Here is an 18,287-nt window from a genome sequence, read left to right as displayed (position 1 = left end):
TTCCGCAAGACGCTAACGCGGCTGCGGGGTCTCCTTTATTTTTAAATTGAACGTCTTAATTTCTTGGTTTTGGTAATTCATCCTTGAAATGTTTGATTGGATTTTATTTTATCGCTTTTCGTTGTTCAATGCAAATCAATAAATTAAATGAATGGTGTAGGTGTGTCATGAAACTTTCGAATCGTTTAGAGCAAATACATGTACAAATTCCGAAGGGAAGCCGTTTAGCGGATATTGGTTCAGACCATGCGTTGTTACCTGTAGCAGCTGTTCGCAGTGGTAACGTTATCAGCGCAATAGCTGGTGAAGTAAATCCTGGACCTTATGAAGCAGCGCGGAAACAAGTGAGTGATGCAGGTCTGCAAGAGAAAATTACGGTGCGTCGCGGGGACGGTCTTGATGTAATCGAGCCCGATGAAGTGGACGTGATTACAATTGCTGGTATGGGCGGAGCATTAATTGCGTCTATTCTGGATCGCGGTCTGTCCAAGTTAGAAGGGGTTAGCCTGCTTGTGCTGCAACCCAACGTAGGCGAGGATATCTTGAGACGTTGGCTTCTAGCTCACAACTGGGTGGTCGTGGCGGAGAAACTGCTCGAGGAAGATGGGAAGGTCTACGAAATTATCACGGCTATGCCACAAGCGAGTAGTCCTATTGCGAATGAAGAAGTATACAAGCCTCGTCCCCTCATAAATGGTGTAGAGTTGACAGAGGAAATTTTGCTTCGCATGGGACCATATCTGGTCGATCAACCAACAGACGTATTTTTCGCCAAATGGGAAAGTGAAATCGTTAAGCTACAGGGCGTAGTACAGTCGATCATGAAATCCGATCAAGAATCTGCTCGAGAGAAGGCTGCGGATGTTGAACGACTGATTGCGAATTTGAAGGAGGTATTGGCATGTTTGCCAAAGGTCAAACTGTAATTCAATTGATGGAGCAGCTGGCTCCCAAACATTTAGCTGTACCTGATGACCGGATCGGTCTGCAGCTGGGAAGTCTACAAAAGGAAATTAAACACGTTCTTGTTGCATTGGATGTCACTGATGAAGTGGTCGAGGAAGCGATTCGCTTAGGTGCCAATCTCATAATTGCGCATCATGCCATTATATTCCGTCCAGTCAAATCACTAACAACAGATACACCTATGGGAAAACTGTACGAAAAGCTGATTAAGCATGACATTGCTGTGTACATCAGTCATACGAACCTAGACGTAGCAGAGGGTGGTATGAACGATTGGATGGCAGAAGCGATCGGAATCGATAGCAGAGAGTCATTGGAAGATGTACATACGGATCATCTTTTCAAGCTGGCGGTATTCGTTCCTCGTACACATCATGAACAAGTGTTGAATGCTATTCTAGAAGCTGGTGCTGGCAGCATTGGACAGTATAACAAGTGTAGCTTCAATACGGAAGGCACAGGTACATTTGTACCTGGAGAAGGCACGCAGCCTTTTATTGGTACACAGGGGCAGATGGAACGTGTAGAGGAAATGCGCATCGAGACGATTGTGCCACAAAGTCTGCGCAGTCAAGTTATACAAGCGATGTTGAAGGCACATCCATATGAAGAAGTGGCATACGATCTATACCCTATGGATTTAAAAGGGCGCACGCTTGGTCTGGGGCGCTTAGGACCACTCAAACAATCAATGACACTCGGTGAGCTGGTTGACGTCGTGAAGGCCCAACTGAACGTGTCTCACGTCCGAGTGGTAGGAGACTTGAACCGTAAAGTGAAAAAAGCAGCTGTTCTTGGTGGCTCAGGGAGCCGTTATACACTTACGGCACGTTTCAAAGGAGCAGATGTCATCGTAACTGGGGATATTGATTATCATACGGCTCACGATGCGTTAATGGCAGGCATGTGTATCATTGATGTTGGACATAATGCCGAGAAAATTATGAAGCCAAAAACAGCCGATTGGCTGCGGGAGCGCTTAGACCATAAACGTTATGAAACACAGGTAACAGCATCGGAGGTAAATACAGAAGTATTCCGTTTCCTCTAAACGTGCCTGTTCCCAATGCTTCCATTAATATTAAGCTTGTTTGTAAACTGAAATCCTTGTATACTATGTAATGTTGTTTCGGAAAGCTTGACAGACAATCGCTGGTGGCCTTGTTGCCACGAGAGGAAAGTCCGGGCTCCACAGGGCAGGATGCTGGATAACGTCCAGTCAGCGCGAGTTGAAGGATAGTGCCACAGAAATGGACCGCCGATGGCCGGATTTTCCGGCACAGGCAAGGATGGAACCGAGGTGTAAGAGACCCCGAGGAACGCTGGTGACTTCGTTCCTGGTAAACCCCATCTGGAGCAAGACCTAATGGGACACAGTCGACTCTTTGGAGGAGGCAGCCTTAGCCCGAGGTGTGTCTAGGTTGGTCGCTTGAGCTGTACAGCAATGTATGGCCTAGATAGATGATTGTCGCTTGTGGTGGGAGGGTAGTTCCCGTATGAACCACGAAGAGCACAGAACCCGGCTTACGGTAAGCTTTCCTAACTACAACAACAGCTAGTCATTTGGAATTCATTCATGTGAATGGTAATTCTCATGATGAACATAGCATAATTTTAGTGTTATAAACAGAGATGGCGTCAGAATCCGATCTATACGGAATCTGACGCCATATTTATTTGCTATTGATAAAGTAAGCAATAATCGCAGTTATATTGCAATATAACTGCGATTATCAAAAATTACATGGTCACTGTAGCATCGGATTGTACTGAAGCATGCCAGCGTTTAATGGCGCGATCCATACGTTCTACAGCCTCAGGGAGTAGTTCTGGATCGGTGTGGGTAAAGTTAATCCGCATCCGGTTCAACTCAGGCGTGCCTGCGTAGAAGGAATCACCAGGAACGATACATACTTTTTCCTGAATGCCGTAAGTGAACAGATTGCTGGCAGACATCGATTCAGGTAATTCGAGCCAGAGGAACATTCCCCCTTGTGGTGAATTCCACGAGATGCCTTCCCATGCCTTTTTCGTCATCAGCTCAGTCATTTTCTCCATGCGCTGTTTATAATCAGCGGAAATTCCACGAATGTGCTCATCGAGATCAAACGTCTCCATCAGGGCATGAAGCGCTCTTTGGTCAATACTGCTAGAGTGCAGATCCGCACCCTGTTTAGCTCTTGCTGCGATTTTAACAATATCCGGTGCAGCCAGGATCCAGCCTGTACGAAGTCCAGGAGCAACCGTTTTGGAGAAGGTACTGGTATAGATCACGTTGGAAGGTCCTTCATAAGCAGCGTCCAATTCAGTAAGTGCGGGCGCGTCCAGCTCTTCCGGATTAAAACGAATTTCGCCATACGGGTCATCTTCCAGAATCAGGACGCCGTATTTCCGGCAAAGATCCACCGCTTTCTGACGTCTTTCACGGCTCCACACTTTACCCGAAGGATTGGAGAAGGTTGGGTTGATGTAGACCAATTTTGGACGATGCAATTGAAGCAGTTCTTCTAATGATTCAGGTAGCATTCCTTCGTCATCACAGCTTACACCGTGCGATATCGCCTGGTAGGAATGAATCACTTGAAGCGCAGCCAGATAGGTTGGTGATTCAACGAGTACGCAATCACCTGGATCAAGCAGGATGCGACATACAAGGTCAATGGATTGCTGAGATCCTGTAGTCAGCAGCATATGATCTGGAGAAGCAGGTATGCCTTTGGATTCGAGGCGCTCCGCGATTTTGGCGCGAAGTGGACGATATCCTTCCGTTTCTGCATATTGAAGAGCGGATGCTCCGGACGCAAATACTTTTTCATAAGCGACACGAATCGCTTCCAGAGGGAATGATGATTGTGCGGGTAAACCTCCAGCTAATGAAATCATGCCCGGAGCCTGCGCTGCTTGCAACATGTCGCGAACGACAGAGGACGGTGTGTTTAGTGCCATTTTAGACCAAGGGATATTCATTGTGTTCTCATCTCCTGTTATTCACTGTTATAGAGGTGCTTCATAAAGTTCGTTTTGCAGCTTTTTCCATCGTCTTCGTACTAAAAACGAACCTTTGAACACGAACTTATAGTAATGTTATATTCTATAATAGACCGAAACTGTATAACAGTAAAATGTAGATCATAACAGTTGGGAGGACGGGAACAATGCATATCGAACTGAAGCGGGGAAGTCGTACCAAATTGTACATACAGATTGCACTTACTCTTGCAGATCGTATCCGATCTGGGCTTATTGAACCAGGAACCCGTCTGCCATCCGTCCGAAAGCTTACCTCAGACCTTGGTGTAAGTTTAGTGACGGTGTCCAAAGCATATGCGGAGCTTGAAGCGATTCAATTAATTACGTGTTCTCAAGGCAAAGGTTGTTATGTGCGGGGAGTGCAGGAGTCCGAGAGAAGCGAAAATATAGATAAGATGTATCCAGTGCAAGGAAACGGGGAGAAAAATACACCGTGGAACTGGCAGATGGCATTGGTTGATTATTTGCCTCGGGCTCAGCTTTGGCGACACTTCGACACTTCTCCACAAGTGCGTTATGAGCTCCATATGTCTGCTATTCAGCCTGAATTGTTGCCTACACGAGAGATTATTGAGAGTGCTTATCGTCTCTCCTCAGATCATCCGGAACGGATGGCTGCGTATGGTTCTTTCCAAGGAGACCGTGAGCTTCGCCAGACGTTTGCAGATCATTTTGCAGAGAGAGGTTCGCAGGTGATGCCTGAGCGCATGTTAATTACTAGCGGCACGCAACAGGGAATTGATTTGGTGGCTCGGACGTTTGTGGGGCCTGGTGATGTGGTTTACATGGAAGCCCCGACGTATACGGGAGCCATCGATGTATTTACGAGCAGAGGCGCCAAAATTATTACCGTACCGATGGATGACGAGGGGATGCGCATCGATCTGTTGACCCGGTTATGCGATACCCATCCGCCGAAGTTAATCTATACCATTCCAACGTTTCATAATCCCACAGGTATCACGCTGAGTGCTCAAAGGCGAGCACAGTTGCTGAATTTGGCTCAGAGCTACCATTGCCTCATTCTGGAGGATGATCCGTTCTCTGATCTTTATTTCCGCGACCCGCCTCCAGCCTCCATTAAGTCAATGGATTCAACCGGGCATGTCGTATACCTCAAAACGTTCAGTAAAGTATTATCACCAGGCTGCCGTGTGGCCTGTGCTATCGCAGATGGAAGTGTTCTTACGCGGCTGGTGGCTGCGAAATCTACTGCAGATCTAGGCAGTCCTCTGTTAACTCAAAAAGCGTTGCAATCCTTCATTCAGCATCAGTATAGCGCGTATATCCGCCAGCTTCGAGATGAGCTGTACACTAGATTGAGCGCAGCATCGGCTGTCTTAGAAGCGCATGCACCACCAGGGATGTTCTGGGTCTTACCGGACGGAGGGTTGAACCTGTGGCTGCAAATGCCCGATGGTATAGATATGCGTGAACTACATAGACACGCGCTGGCTGCAGGCGTTTCCTTTTTGCCTGGTTCAGCTTGTTATGTGGGGGAACCAGACACTTCAAATTTGCGAATTTGTTTTACGGTGACGGACATGGAACGATTGTGTGAAGGTCTGCGTGTCTTATGTAATGTGATCGCAAACGAAGCCCTACTTAAGGGAGGGGCGGCTGCGGACAGGCTCCCGCTTATTTAATTTCTCAAAAATGGACATACATCCAATCCACTTTCGTCCTAATGCAATACGTTATAGTATCACTTGAAAGGGAGTTGGTTTTGAAATGAACCATTTCTGTCCACCGGTTTGCCCGATTGTCTGTGATCCTATCCAGGTTGTGCAAGACTACTACATTCCACAAATCGTACCTGTAATTCATCCGATTGAAGTTATCAAGAAGCACCACTGTGTGCCAATCCCTCACCATATGTACCCAGTCGTTATAAGAGAAGAAGAAACAGGTTATGTATCCAGCCACAACGGCAAGAAAAAATCCGCCAAAAAATCAAGCAAATCCCGTACAACTTCACGTAAACGTTAAGCGCAGCCTAAGCCCCCGGGAATGATAATTTGATACGATATCAAAAAGCAGCATACGCCCGGGGGCGCAGCTGCTTTTGTTGTTGTCGAACATAAATAACCACTACTTCGTATATTTCTTCATCGTATTGTCCATTTGCTGTCTCACATGTTGTGGCCAAAATTGCAGAGGAGCACTATTGCTCGAAGCGGCTTGAAGCGCTTTGTAGACATCCACTTGACCGTATCCATAATATTTATCGTGCCCAGGATCGCCGAGATCGATCACGCTCTGACGCATGAGATCCATCACTTCAGTATTCGTTAAGTCAGGGTTGATCGAACGAATTAATCCTGCAAGTGCGGCCACGTGGGGACTGGCCATGGATGTTCCCGACAAAGCAGCATACTGGTTGTCAGGATAGGTGCTCGCAATGCTGGTGCCTGGTGCCATAACATCAACGTAGTCACCATAGTTGGAGTAGGAAGCTTTATTCATATCAGGGTCAGTAGCAGATACGGCGAATACTTCGGGATAGGCAGCCGGATATCCAGGACGTTCTGTATTATCGTTGCCTGTAGCGGCTATCAATACAATATCGCGGTCAAACGCATATTTGATTGCATCATGAAGAAACTGAGCATCTGCATAGTTTCCCAAGCTCATGTTAATGACCTTGGCTCCATGGTCTGCTGCCCAGATAATCCCTTCAGCAACAGCATAAGTCGTGCCTGAACCCGAGCTATCCAAAACTTTTACTGGGAGTACATTATTGTACCAGCTCATTCCTGCTACACCCTCATTGTTGTTAACAATCGCCCCGATAATTCCAGCAACGTGCGTACCATGACCGACATCATCTAGAGGTTCGCTAGTAGGGTCGATCACATTGTATCCCTTAAGCAGCTTTCCTTTGAGATCAGGGTGATTGATGTCTACCCCAGTATCCACCACGGCAACAATAACATCCTTGTTCCCTTTTGAAATATTCCACCCGCGGTTGGTTTCAATTGCAGGCAGGTTCCATTGGTAATCGCTAAACAAAATATCATTAGGAACGGTGACCTCAGTCGAATTGTCCTTTTCAGTCAGTGTCTCATTGGTTAAATACATGTAGTGGGGCTCTATATAAAGTGGATTCCATTTGCGCTCAAAATAGGAATGCAGTTGTTCATAATTCATATGTTCTGAACGGAAAACATACGTGTATCCCAATTTGCGAGCAGACTGTGTTCGCAAGTCAGATTTAATGATACGCATGTCACGTTCGCCCGGCTCCTGTCGGAAACGAATTACGATTTCATTTTCATAAAAATGGCTGGCATTTGCGTTATCATGTCCTGTTTTGACCGTAATTTCGTTTAAGGTATCTGGATGTACCGATTCAATTTTGAACTTGCCTTCCCGAGGGTAAGGAATCATACGCAGATTTTTACGTTGATGCTGTTCTACCGCGTTAAGCACGTTTTGGCTGAATAAGGCGATGACAGCTTGCTTGCCATCCTTGGAAGGCTGACCTAACACAAAATACTTTTCTTTACCCATGGCAAATGAAGAAGACTCGAAGCTTTGACGTTTCATAACGGCTTTTTTGGCTAGGCTAAGAGAATGATCGAAGCGTTGTTGCTCCAATTTACTTCCTTTTGGCAGGTCTTGGCCGAACCGATGGCGCTGTGAACCTGATTTATTGTCCATGAACATGAGAGAATGGATGTGTTTGTGAGATTGTTGAAGGTCTTGCACATACTTACGCAATTCTGAATCTGACATGCTGGAGGTTTTCTCTAACATGGTGCTTAGATGCTGTTTCGCATCCATTCGGGTGAGGAGATCCGTAGCTTTCACGTCTTGAACTTTCAGGCGCTGTTTATTCCCTTGCTCCACGTGAGGAGCATCAGGTAATGCACTATGCTCTGGCAGCGTGCGATTGGATGTTGGTAGTAGCAGGGTTAGAGCAAGCGTTCCTACACCTGCGGCAATAACCCAGTTAATCCATTTTGGTTTAGACATCGAGATGATAACCTCCTCTGTAATTGGGACAATAATCTGAACCGTGCTCAGGCCTCATCGTTGTCCGTGCATAGTTCTATCGTTAGGAAAAGCAGATATTTTTATGCAGATCTAGACTATGCGTAGCATTTTGCAATTAAGATCGTCGAACACTTGTAGAGACCGGTTGGATTATGGGATACCGCTCGTCAGCTTTTTATGGTAGGATAGTACCTGAGAATTGAAGGTCAGGTGAAATTCACCGCCCGACCTACCTATATGTAAGGACTTATTTAAGGGGGAGCTACCTTTATGTCAGCAGCCAATGTACAGAAAATTTGTGAGTCAACTAGGGAAAAGTTAAAACCTGCTATCGACCGGATTGAACAATTTTTGAACGAAAATGCTTTGCCTGAACTGGATCAGAATCAGACGGAAGAATCAACTACGTTCTACAAAGGATTTCTTTCGGATCTCCGTCATCTGCTTGTTTTTTCTGAAGTTTCTTACGAAAAACTTGGCGTTGTGCTGCGTCGTGCTAATTTCGATGTCGATTTTGCGGAAAAGGCGCTTTATAATACGTACCACCAAAGTGTAAATAGCTTTTTCTATCCCAAAAATGAATGTTACTCTGAAGACGGTAGATATGCTTACACAGGGCAAGATGCAATTCGTTTCCGTGACAAGCCTATCCGTGCAGTGCGTGACGTCATTCTTGAGATTTCCAAAACGTATGAAGAATTGCGCGACGACTTGGCTTTCTATGAGAGTGATTATTTGACTCAGCGTCGGATGCAGAATCAACGTAACCACGCCTAAGCGTAGACTACATGTAGACTAACTATATCAATGAATGAAACCGCCGATTTTGGCGGTTTTTTTGCGTTCTCACTATATAGCTGCGAGAGGGGAATTCATGTCATCATCTGACATTTAGAACGGGAATAGCTGATTATTACCGTGGAGACAATAGGTGCGAGGTGATAAATAATGAGTCAAGAAAAGCCAATCGTTAAATGCAGTGTCTCTAACTGTAACTACTGGGGCGAGAATAACTTCTGTCAGGCGGATGCCATCATGATTGATATCGATCAGCATGCTACCCGCCGCCTACATGAGGAATTCGCTGGAGAGACGTTTGATTCCGATCATCACGATCATGCACGAACATCTTCTGCCACATGCTGTCACACATTCAAACCCAAATGAGCAGTCATTCCCATTCTTAATGGAGGTGCTTAGTAATGAAAAATGATTATAAAGATCTTCTGCTTAAGCGCTCTGAATCTGAGGACAAGAAGTCTCGTGAACGCGTTGATTATCCAAGACGTGAACATCGAGAAGAATACGGTGCTGAGGTTGCTCCTCCAACGGCTGTGCGTACTGAGCGTTCTGAACGTCCAGTAAGTACGCAGGAGAATCATGAGGCAGATGCAGTGATGGAGTCCACAGGCAGGGTTGCAGGTTATGTTGGATTGGCCTCAGGAATCGCATCATTATTCATGTGGTCTATCGTGCTTGGACCCGTCGCGGCTGTACTCGGTTATTATGCTTTTGTAAATGGCCGTAAAACGGCAGGTGCGTGGTCTATGGGTCTAGGTATTGTAGCTACACTCAGTTATTTCTTCATGATTCCTTTCGCGCGGTAAGAGCGGAGGGTTATGCTTCTTGCAGCTTCTTGAACGAACACAGTACTTTAATATGATGACCTTTTCCGTTCCCTATTCGGGGAATGGAGAAGGTTTTTTTCGTCTATGTGCAAAAGAGAGCATTTATGCGTTTATTTTTTTGAAAATGATGGCAGATTCATGTAAAACGATGTAGAATAAAGGCAGAATCTAGTTTTAAATTACGGGAGTGGATATACACATGCAGATTGATCCCAATGGGTCACGGCAGTTGCTTGAACTGCAATTGTCCAACGTTGCCAATCCATCAAGCGGGTCAGCCGGAGCGGCCAATTCATCTGTAGATTTTGCTAATATGATGGACGGGCTATTAGGCACTGGAAACCGTGGAACAAGCAGTAGCGATGCATCTTCAGCATCTCTTGGTTTGTCCAAACGATCCAATGACGGGTTATTATGGTTACAATTGGGCAGCCAGTACAGTTCAGATTCGGGTACACTTTTAACTGCCTCCACAAGCAGCAGTCCATCCGTATCTCTTTCATCTCTGTTGGATGCAGTGTCAACGAATGGGGAAGAGACTGTGCCTACCGATTATGATTCCTTAATTGCGGCAGCGAGTGCCAAGTATGGCGTTCCTGAGTCGTTAATCAAGGCAGTTATCGATACAGAATCCAATTTTAATCCAAACGTTGTTTCCTCAGCAGGAGCCAAAGGCTTAATGCAATTGATGGACGGAACGGCTGCTGGCCTCGGAGTAAGCAATTCATTCGACCCTGCGCAGAATATTGATGGGGGAACGAAGTATCTTTCTCTTCAGCTTCAACGTTTTGGTGGAGAAGTGAAGATGGCTCTCGCCGCGTACAATGCAGGACCTGGACGTGTATCACGCTTGGGCGTATCCAATGACACTGAACTGATGAATGCACTGAAGCTTCTGCCTACCGAGACGCAAGCTTATATCTCAAAGGTAGAGAAAGCACAAGCGAAATATACGTTGTAACTTTGAATGAAATGCATATACAGTGAGTCCAGCCAAAAGATCAATTCAGGAACTTGAAGGGGCGTTTTTACCTGTTTCTGTTTGGTCTTTTTGTGTTGGAGCGGTATCGTGTTACAATGCTCACTGTACAATCATGAAGTTTGAATGCACATGATAAGGAGGTTTAACCTCGTTTTGAAATATTTTGATTATGCAGCGACGACGCCTCCAGATCCAGATGTCGTAAGAACCATAACTGAAGTGATGGAGGCTCAGTATGGTAATCCTTCATCCATCCATGGTTATGGTGAGCGGGCACACCAACTATTACGGCGAGCAAGAGCTGGTTGTGCTACAGCAATCGGGGTTAAGCCTGACGAGATCATTTTCACCTCGGGTGCAACGGAAAGCAACAATCTCGCGCTTAAGGGGGCGGCATTACGCTACCAATCACGAGGCAAACACATCATTACCACGGCTACCGAACATGCATCAGTGTATGAGAGCGTCCTCCAATTGCAACAGTGGGGATGGGATGTCACATGGATTCCTGTGGACTCACTTGGGAGGGTTACCGCACAGCAGGTTATCGAAGCGTTAAGACCGGATACTGTCCTTGTAAGCTTAATGCATGTCAACAATGAGACAGGTGCTATTCACCCGATTGCTGAGATCGGTAAACGTCTCAAGAGAGAAGCTCCCCGTGTTTTGTTTCATGTAGACGGTGTGCAGGGCGTTGGCAAGCTGGAGGCTAAGCCTGCTTCCTGGTACGCTGACCTGTATAGCTTATCTGCTCATAAATTTCGCGGCCCTAAAGGAGCTGGACTCTTGTACGTGCGTAGTGGGATTGAACTGACTCCACTATTATCCGGGGGTTCACAGGAAAACGGGATGAGAGCAGGGACGGAAAATGTAGCATTGCTCGTAGGTATGGCGAAGGCGATACGTCTTGCTGTAGAGCGTCAACCTCAATTTGCTGAACGCGTGACGGTGTATCGTGACCAGATCATGGCGTTTATTAAGGAAATTCCGGGTCTAGTGCTGAATAGCGATCAACAGGGAGCACCTCATATTATTCATTTCTCATATCCTGGCATGAAAGCCGAAGTGGTGCTTCATACATTGGAGCAGCTCGGGGTTACGGTATCGACCCAGTCAGCATGTTCTTCCCGTTCTGCTGAACCAAGTCGTGTACTGCTTGCGATGGGCAAAGATTCGGCTTGTGCAGCTGGAGGATTACGCATTAGTCTTGGTGATGAACATACAGAAGAAGATGTAACCCTGCTGAAGCAGGCTATACATCAGATGATGGCGCAATTGCGCCCGTTGGAAAGGCGGATGTAAAGTCAGATGAAATACGATATGTTACTTCTCCGTTTTGGAGAATTTATGTTAAAAGGAAAAAATCGTGCACGTTTCGAGAAAACGATCATTACTCAAGTGCGTTCCTTGCTCAAGCCTTACCCTAGTGCGAGTTTGCGAAAAGAGTTTGGTCGCCTGTATGTAGATCTTGGTAATGAATCTTATACAGATCTGATCCAGGTATTAAAAAGGGTTTTCGGCGTGATGTCGATTAGTCCTGTTAAAGTGACTCCTTCTGAGCGGGATGCCATTGTGGAGACTTCGGTTGCTTTTATGGAGGAGAGAAAGCACGAGTTCGAAGGCGGTATGACTTTCAAAGTAAATGCTCGCCGTGTATGGAAAGAGTTCCCGCACTCCTCGCATGAGATGAACCATATGGTGGGATCGCCCATTCTCAGAACCTTTCAGGATCTTAGCGTGGATGTGCGTGAGCCGGATATCGAGCTGCGTGTAGAGATTCGTGAGCAGGGCACTTATATTTTCAATGAGGTAATCCCTGCTGTAGGAGGATTCCCTTTAGGTACAAACGGAAAAGCTATGCTTCTGTTGTCCGGTGGTATCGATAGTCCTGTAGCGGCTTGGTCTTCGATGCGTCGTGGACTCGAAGTAGAATGTGTACACTTCTACAGCTATCCATTCACAAGTCAGCGTGCCAAGGAGAAAGTTATTGACCTTGCCCGTGCACTCGCAGATCATGCGGGAACGATTAAGCTGCATCTTGTTCCTTTTACCGAGATACAAACGGCATTCACGCAGCTCGGACAGGACAACTTAATCATTACGCTAATGCGGCGCTCTATGTTGCGGATTGCAACCAAACTGGCTGAACGTGAACGGGCGCTTGCATTGATTACAGGCGATAGCCTAGGTCAGGTGGCCAGTCAGACACTTCCAAGCATGAACGTAATTGGACGTGCAACGGATCTGCCGTTGCTGCGACCGCTAGTTATGATGGACAAACAAGAAATTATTACGTTGTCCAAGCAAATTGGAACGTACGATATCTCCATTTTGCCTTATGAGGACTGCTGTACCCTGTTTGTGCCAAAATCGCCAACGACGAATCCTAATCTCCGCATTGTGGATAAAATTGAGGCAACGATGAGTCATCTGACTGCATGGGTCGACGAAGCTGTAGCACAGACCGAAACGATTGTGTTACATGCAGGTGAACCTGTCACTGGAGCAAGTTCTATTGATGACTCTGAAATCAAAGAAGACTGGTTTTAATCAACGAGTCATTTAATCTTCATAGTGACCTCAAGTGGATGGAAAGACATAACAAGGAATATGTTTACCCGCATCTTAAAATATGACAAAGTTAAACAGAAAAAGGACTGGTCGACATTAATCGACCAATCCTTTTTTTTGAAAATAATAGCATTTAAAGTTTTCAGCAGAGCTGAGCAATTCGATTATCGCAATCCTTTTTACGAATAGGAGCGCTCATGCTTTTTGACTGCTTTGTCATGACTTACTCGTTTTCGATAACCTGCCAATACGATGCCGGCAACGACAAGAACGATGAACAATATTCGCAGTGCCGGATGCTCAGTGAAGAAAGGCACAAGCTGATGTTCCTCCGTGATCATGTTGGTAGCCGTGTAACCTAAGACAATCGCGCCAAGATAGATAATCCATGGAAAACGATTAATCAGCTTAATGAACAGCGTACTGCCCCACACGATAATAGGTACGCTAATCAGAAGTCCAAGGATAACGAGTAGGAGATGCTGCTCGGCTGCGCCCGCGACAGCAATGACATTATCCAGTCCCATGGCCGCATCGGCAATCACGATAGTGCGAACTGCAACCCATAATGAGTTACCTGCCTTAATATCGCTGTGCTCTTCTCCTTGATCTGCTAACAATTTATAGGCAATCCAGACGAGAAGCACGCCTCCAGCTAGGAGCAACCAAGGCACTTTAAGGAGCCAGAGTACAACAACGGTTGCTACAATTCGTATGAGGAGTGCACCTGCTGTTCCGTAAAGAATCGCTTTTTTCTGCACTGAGGGATGAAGATTACGTGCAGCTAAACCAATGACGATGGCATTGTCCCCAGCTAACATGAGATCAATAAATACAATTTTAACTAAAGCAATCCAAAAAACAGCGCTAAATATGTCCATTTGCTGTCACTCCTTCATTTACATGCCTGTCTAAAATAAGCTTGTTCAATCGATAAGAATAGCATGGACAACTTTGACATACAAGTTAGAGTGGGGGGATGATTATGGATACTTTATGGCTGTTGACTGAAATATTAATGATCAATCTGGTTTTGAGTGGAGATAATGCGGTTGTTATTGCGCTTGCTAGTAAGGATCTACCTGTGAGGCAGCGTAAGCAAGCCGTTTGGTGGGGGGCATTTGGAGCGGTAGTATTACGCTGTGTATTGACCTTTGCCGCCGTTTTATTATTGGGGATTCCGTTTATCCAAGCAGCAGGTGGACTGATGTTATTCTGGATTGCCATGAAGCTTTTGCTTCAAAATGAGGATACTGTACATATTCGTGAAGCAAAGACGACGTGGAAAGCGATTCAAACGATTCTGATCGCCGATTTTGTCATGAGTTTAGATAATGTTCTAGCTATTGCTGCATTAGCCAAAGGTGATCTAGCGCTTATTGTTATTGGTATTGCCATTAGTATTCCTATCGTCGTATGGGGAAGTGGTCTGATCGTTGGATTGTTGAAGCGATACCCAATCTTGGTGTTTGTGGGTTCTGGAATTTTAGCTTTTACCGCGGGTGAAATGGTTATGAATGATCCAAAGCTTGGGCAATGGTTAACCGGGTTGACAGCCGAAGCACATATGCTGCTCCCAGCAGCCATGGCTTGTCTGGTTCTTGCTGTTGGAGGAGCAAGCAAGTTTGTAAGGCGGAACATTTAATATACTTTCTGAAGAGAGAAACATCTCATCTCCAAAAGAAGTCCAAGCCGCTCGGTTAGAGCGGTTTTTTTGTTGAGTTTGGTTTGCTTAAGAAGGTTACTGAGAAGAATAGGAAGTGTATCCCTATCATCGGATGACATCGAGATCCAAGAATATGGAGTAGCAGCAGCGTATGACATAAAGGATAGTGTTTTGCCGAAACTTCAGCTACACTAGATACCATAGATGCATGTCTGGCATCGCGAAAAAGACTGTATGTTAGCCAGGCGAGGTACATAGCCAAATGGGATAAGAGGTGACTTGCAGAAGTGAGAATGAGAAATGAAAAAGCCATCGGAATTTTTATAGTTGTTGCAGGTGTGATTATTTTGCTCGGTAAGTTAGGGGTGTTTGGATTCATTGGGCGCCATTTCTGGCCGTTGTTGATCCTTCTGCCGGGTATTGCTCTTCATGCGCTGTATTATGCACGACTCTCGCCTTCATGGTCACTGGTTCCTGCGGGAATTCTTACGGTATACGGCGTGTTGTTCGGCATAACGAACACATGGGGAGCGGGACTGATGACAAGCTTGTGGCCGGTTCTTTTGTTAGGTGTAGCTGTAGGTTTATTGGAATTCGGACTAGCTGAACGTCGAAGACCTCAATATGTGTTACCTGGCGGAATGATTATAGGAGCTGTAGCTGTCATATTGCTCGGATTTACCTTGCTGCAGACGGGAATCATCTATGTACTTGCTGTTCTGTTAATCTTAGGTGGAGTCTGGTTATTACTAGGACGGGGACGTCGCGGTACGGGCTGGTAATAATCTCAGTGCTACTTTCAAGCGAAATATCTTGATTTTTACCTATGATAAACTATAATATAAGGGATATAGACATGCGTCGGGTTATCACCGACGCTTATTTTGTGAGTAACCTGCGATTTTGCGGGAAGTTTAGTAGATAAGATAAGAATTGAAATTGGAAAGGATATGGATACAAACCATGCATTCAAGAGAACACATTCGCAATATTGCGATTATTGCCCACGTCGACCACGGGAAAACGACACTCGTCGACAAGTTGCTCCAGCAATCCGGTACATTCCGTGATCACGAGACGGTACAGGAGCGCGCAATGGACTCCAACGATTTGGAGCGTGAACGCGGTATTACGATTTTGGCCAAAAACACGGCTATAACTTATAAAGATTTCCTGATCAACATTGTAGATACACCTGGTCACGCCGACTTCGGTGGTGAAGTAGAACGTATCATGAAAATGGTTGACGGCGTATTGCTCGTTGTTGATGCTTATGAGGGCTGTATGCCACAAACGAAGTTCGTACTTCGTAAAGCACTTGAGCACAACCTGACTCCAATCGTTATTGTAAACAAAATTGACCGTCCAGCGGCTCGTCCGGCTGAGGTTATTGATGAAGTACTTGACCTGTTCATCGAACTGGGTGCCAACGATCAACAACTTGAATTCCCTGTCGTATATGCTTCCGCATTGAACGGAACATCCAGCATGGAAGACGATCCTGCCAAACAAGATGACAACATGATGGCAATCTACGATACCATCGTAAGTCATATCCCTCATCCAACAGAGAACGTTGAAGAGCCACTGCAATTCCTCGTTACGCTGATGGACTACAATGAATACCTCGGACGTATCGCTATCGGTCGTGTAAACCGCGGCGTGATTCGTCAAGGCCAATCCGTTACTGTTATTATGCGTGATGGCAAAAGCAAAACAGCTCGTATCGAGAAACTGTTTGGTTTCCAAGGTCTGAAACGTGTTGAGACAGAGGAAGCTGGAGCAGGTGACATCGTTGCGATCGCGGGTATTAAGGATATCAACATCGGTGAAACGATTGCTGACCCGAACAACCCTGAAGCTTTGCCGGTTCTGAAAATTGATGAGCCAACACTGCAAATGACATTCCTCGTAAACAACAGTCCATTCGCAGGCCGTGAAGGTAAATGGGTAACTTCCCGTAAACTGCGCGAGCGTTTGTTGAAAGAATTGGAAACTGACGTATCCCTTCGTGTTGAAGAAACAGAGAGCCCAGATGCATTTATCGTTTCCGGACGTGGTGAGCTTCACTTGGGTATCCTGATTGAAAATATGCGTCGTGAAGGTTATGAGCTTCAAGTATCCAAACCAGAAGTTATCATCAAAGAAATTGATGGTAAGAAAATGGAACCACTTGAGCGCTTGTTGATTGATATCCCTGAAGAAAGCATGGGTTCCGTAATGGAGAGCCTGGGCGCACGTAAAGCAGAGATGGTTAACATGGTCAACAATGGTAGCGGTCAAGTTCGTCTGGAGTTCCTGATCCCTGCACGTGGTTTGATTGGATACAGCACCAACTTCCTGACATTGACTCGTGGTTATGGCGTAATGAATCATGCATTTGACAGCTACGCTCCAGTAGTATCCGGTCAAGTGGGTGGACGTCACCAAGGTGTACTGATCTCAACTGAAACGGGTACATCTACGTTCTATGGAATGATGGGTGTTGAAGATCGTGGTACGCTCTTCCTTGAGCCAGGAACAGAAATTTACGAAGGTATGATCGTTGGTGAGCATACTCGAGACAATGATATCGTTGTCAACATTTGCAAAGAAAAACAACTGACTAACGTTCGTTCTTCTGGTAAAGATGATACGGTTAAAATTAAAACACCAATTATCTTCTCGTTGGAACAGGCGCTTGAATATCTGAATGAAGATGAATATTGTGAGATCACACCGAAATCTATTCGTCTTCGTAAAAAGCTTTTGAACAAATCCGAGCGTGAGCGTTCAGAAAAACAACGCAAAATGGCTCAAAATAACGCTTAATCTTAACTAACAAAAAAATAATATGTATAAGTTAACGTTTGATGATGTAAACCGCACTGTCATACGTTTGAGTTCAAACCGCTCAAAGTAGTGTAGGATCGGAATCGATTCTGTAGAAGCGAAGCGTTCGCCTTTGTCTCCGGGTTTTAACCTTTGAAGAATTATTCAGGAAATCCGGAGACAACAGCGATCGAAAGAACGATCCGAATCCGGAACGGTCTCATACGACGGTTTTGTAATCAACTTGGAAGTGTTGTTTCATCAACCAGTTTACTTATACAAGCATGATCACGAAAGGAGCTGGCTGTGCATGCAAGCATGGTTTGCGTCAAACCCGATCGTAGCCTATATCGTCATCTTTGTGCTAATAACTTACGTATACAACAAGGTGTTTCGGGTACGTCAGAAGTTACCACTCGTTAAGGAAATTTTCCTCTATCTGTTGATGGCGATGGGCACATTCATGCTTCTTATTTTTCAGATCGATAAGCTTCCCATCATTCAATGTTTGCTGGTAGCGGTTGGTTTGATGTTGTTAGTACGAGTGCGCTATTTTATTGAAGGTCGTCAAAAGAAAAAAGCGGAAGCTTCCGCACGAAACTCATAAATGTTGTCTTGTACAAACCATCCGTTT

17 protein-coding genes and 1 other RNA gene are annotated in these 18,287 nt (G+C 45.5%); 15 read left to right on the top strand and 3 right to left on the bottom strand.

Going from position 1 to position 18,287, the window contains the following annotated elements; all coding sequences use genetic code 11:
* The first annotated feature begins 167 nt into the window (after window positions 1–167).
* From MH215_RS03050 to rnpB, 3 genes are all read left to right on the top strand, one after another.
* Window positions 168–926 carry a tRNA (adenine(22)-N(1))-methyltransferase gene (locus MH215_RS03050; protein ID WP_239288024.1) on the top strand — a complete coding sequence of 253 codons (759 nt, stop codon included), beginning with the start codon at window positions 168–170 and terminating at the stop codon, window positions 924–926.
* Entirely contained in the window at window positions 902–2,017 is a 1,116-nt protein-coding gene (locus tag MH215_RS03045) for a Nif3-like dinuclear metal center hexameric protein (protein ID WP_239288023.1), read from the top strand. Before MH215_RS03050 ends, MH215_RS03045 begins: the two co-directional genes overlap by 25 nt.
* Window positions 2,018–2,099: 82 nt before the next feature.
* Window positions 2,100–2,508, top strand: an RNA gene (gene rnpB / locus MH215_RS03040) — RNase P RNA component class A.
* Window positions 2,509–2,706: 198 nt separating this feature from the next.
* Here rnpB and MH215_RS03035 read toward each other — a convergent pair.
* Window positions 2,707–3,933 (bottom strand): aminotransferase-like domain-containing protein, encoded by a 1,227-nt coding sequence (locus tag MH215_RS03035; RefSeq protein WP_056696065.1) that lies wholly within the window; start codon window positions 3,931–3,933, stop codon window positions 2,707–2,709.
* A 188-nt stretch (window positions 3,934–4,121) separates the two neighbouring features.
* On the opposite strand from MH215_RS03035, the gene pdxR reads away from it, so the two are divergent.
* Window positions 4,122–5,642, top strand: a complete 1,521-nt coding sequence (pdxR, locus tag MH215_RS03030; RefSeq protein WP_239288021.1) for a MocR-like pyridoxine biosynthesis transcription factor PdxR — start codon at window positions 4,122–4,124, stop codon at window positions 5,640–5,642.
* Window positions 5,643–5,727: 85 nt separating this feature from the next.
* On the top strand, window positions 5,728–5,985 hold the full coding sequence (locus MH215_RS03025; RefSeq protein ID WP_056696069.1) for a hypothetical protein: 258 nt from the start codon (window positions 5,728–5,730) through the stop codon (window positions 5,983–5,985).
* A 102-nt stretch (window positions 5,986–6,087) separates the two neighbouring features.
* On the opposite strand, the gene MH215_RS03020 is transcribed toward MH215_RS03025, so the two are convergent.
* The gene (locus MH215_RS03020) at window positions 6,088–7,974 is read right to left on the bottom strand and encodes a S8 family peptidase (protein ID WP_239288020.1); all 1,887 of its coding nucleotides are present in this window, start codon (window positions 7,972–7,974) and stop codon (window positions 6,088–6,090) included.
* Window positions 7,975–8,265: 291 nt separating this feature from the next.
* On the opposite strand from MH215_RS03020, the gene MH215_RS03015 reads away from it, so the two are divergent.
* The 6 genes from MH215_RS03015 (at window position 8,266) to thiI (ending at window position 13,155) form a co-directional block, all read left to right on the top strand.
* Window positions 8,266–8,772, top strand: coding sequence for a YpuI family protein (locus tag MH215_RS03015; protein WP_056696072.1), 507 nt, complete (start codon window positions 8,266–8,268; stop codon window positions 8,770–8,772).
* 171 nt (window positions 8,773–8,943) lie between these two features.
* Window positions 8,944–9,162 carry a DUF1540 domain-containing protein gene (locus MH215_RS03010; RefSeq protein WP_082560385.1) on the top strand — a complete coding sequence of 73 codons (219 nt, stop codon included), beginning with the start codon at window positions 8,944–8,946 and terminating at the stop codon, window positions 9,160–9,162.
* A gap of 35 nt (window positions 9,163–9,197) precedes the next feature.
* Window positions 9,198–9,602 (top strand): hypothetical protein, encoded by a 405-nt coding sequence (locus MH215_RS03005; RefSeq protein ID WP_056696076.1) that lies wholly within the window; start codon window positions 9,198–9,200, stop codon window positions 9,600–9,602.
* A 220-nt stretch (window positions 9,603–9,822) separates the two neighbouring features.
* Entirely contained in the window at window positions 9,823–10,584 is a 762-nt protein-coding gene (locus MH215_RS03000; protein ID WP_239288019.1) for a lytic transglycosylase domain-containing protein, read from the top strand.
* 174 nt (window positions 10,585–10,758) lie between these two features.
* Window positions 10,759–11,907 carry a cysteine desulfurase family protein gene (locus MH215_RS02995; RefSeq protein WP_239288018.1) on the top strand — a complete coding sequence of 383 codons (1,149 nt, stop codon included), beginning with the start codon at window positions 10,759–10,761 and terminating at the stop codon, window positions 11,905–11,907.
* Between the two features lie 6 nt (window positions 11,908–11,913).
* A complete protein-coding gene (thiI, locus tag MH215_RS02990; RefSeq protein WP_239288017.1) occupies window positions 11,914–13,155 on the top strand; it encodes a tRNA uracil 4-sulfurtransferase ThiI in 1,242 nt (413 codons plus the stop codon).
* A 200-nt stretch (window positions 13,156–13,355) separates the two neighbouring features.
* On the opposite strand, the gene MH215_RS02985 is transcribed toward thiI, so the two are convergent.
* The gene (locus MH215_RS02985) at window positions 13,356–14,057 is read right to left on the bottom strand and encodes a TerC family protein (RefSeq protein ID WP_239288009.1); all 702 of its coding nucleotides are present in this window, start codon (window positions 14,055–14,057) and stop codon (window positions 13,356–13,358) included.
* A gap of 104 nt (window positions 14,058–14,161) precedes the next feature.
* Between MH215_RS02985 and MH215_RS02980 the strand changes: the two genes are divergently transcribed.
* From MH215_RS02980 to MH215_RS02965, 4 genes are all read left to right on the top strand, one after another.
* A complete protein-coding gene (locus MH215_RS02980) occupies window positions 14,162–14,821 on the top strand; it encodes a TerC family protein (protein WP_239288007.1) in 660 nt (219 codons plus the stop codon).
* A 314-nt stretch (window positions 14,822–15,135) separates the two neighbouring features.
* Complete coding sequence (locus MH215_RS02975) at window positions 15,136–15,624, top strand: hypothetical protein (RefSeq protein ID WP_275445996.1); 489 nt, start codon at window positions 15,136–15,138, stop codon at window positions 15,622–15,624.
* A gap of 181 nt (window positions 15,625–15,805) precedes the next feature.
* Window positions 15,806–17,653 (top strand): translational GTPase TypA, encoded by a 1,848-nt coding sequence (typA, locus tag MH215_RS02970; RefSeq protein WP_239288003.1) that lies wholly within the window; start codon window positions 15,806–15,808, stop codon window positions 17,651–17,653.
* A gap of 310 nt (window positions 17,654–17,963) precedes the next feature.
* Window positions 17,964–18,260 carry a YlaH-like family protein gene (locus tag MH215_RS02965; protein WP_056696092.1) on the top strand — a complete coding sequence of 99 codons (297 nt, stop codon included), beginning with the start codon at window positions 17,964–17,966 and terminating at the stop codon, window positions 18,258–18,260.
* The last annotated feature ends 27 nt before the right edge of the window (window positions 18,261–18,287 follow it).

Source organism: Paenibacillus sp. ACRSA (assembly GCF_022346845.1).
Classification (GTDB): domain Bacteria; phylum Bacillota; class Bacilli; order Paenibacillales; family Paenibacillaceae; genus Paenibacillus.
This window is presented reverse-complemented; position numbering and strand designations above follow the sequence as displayed.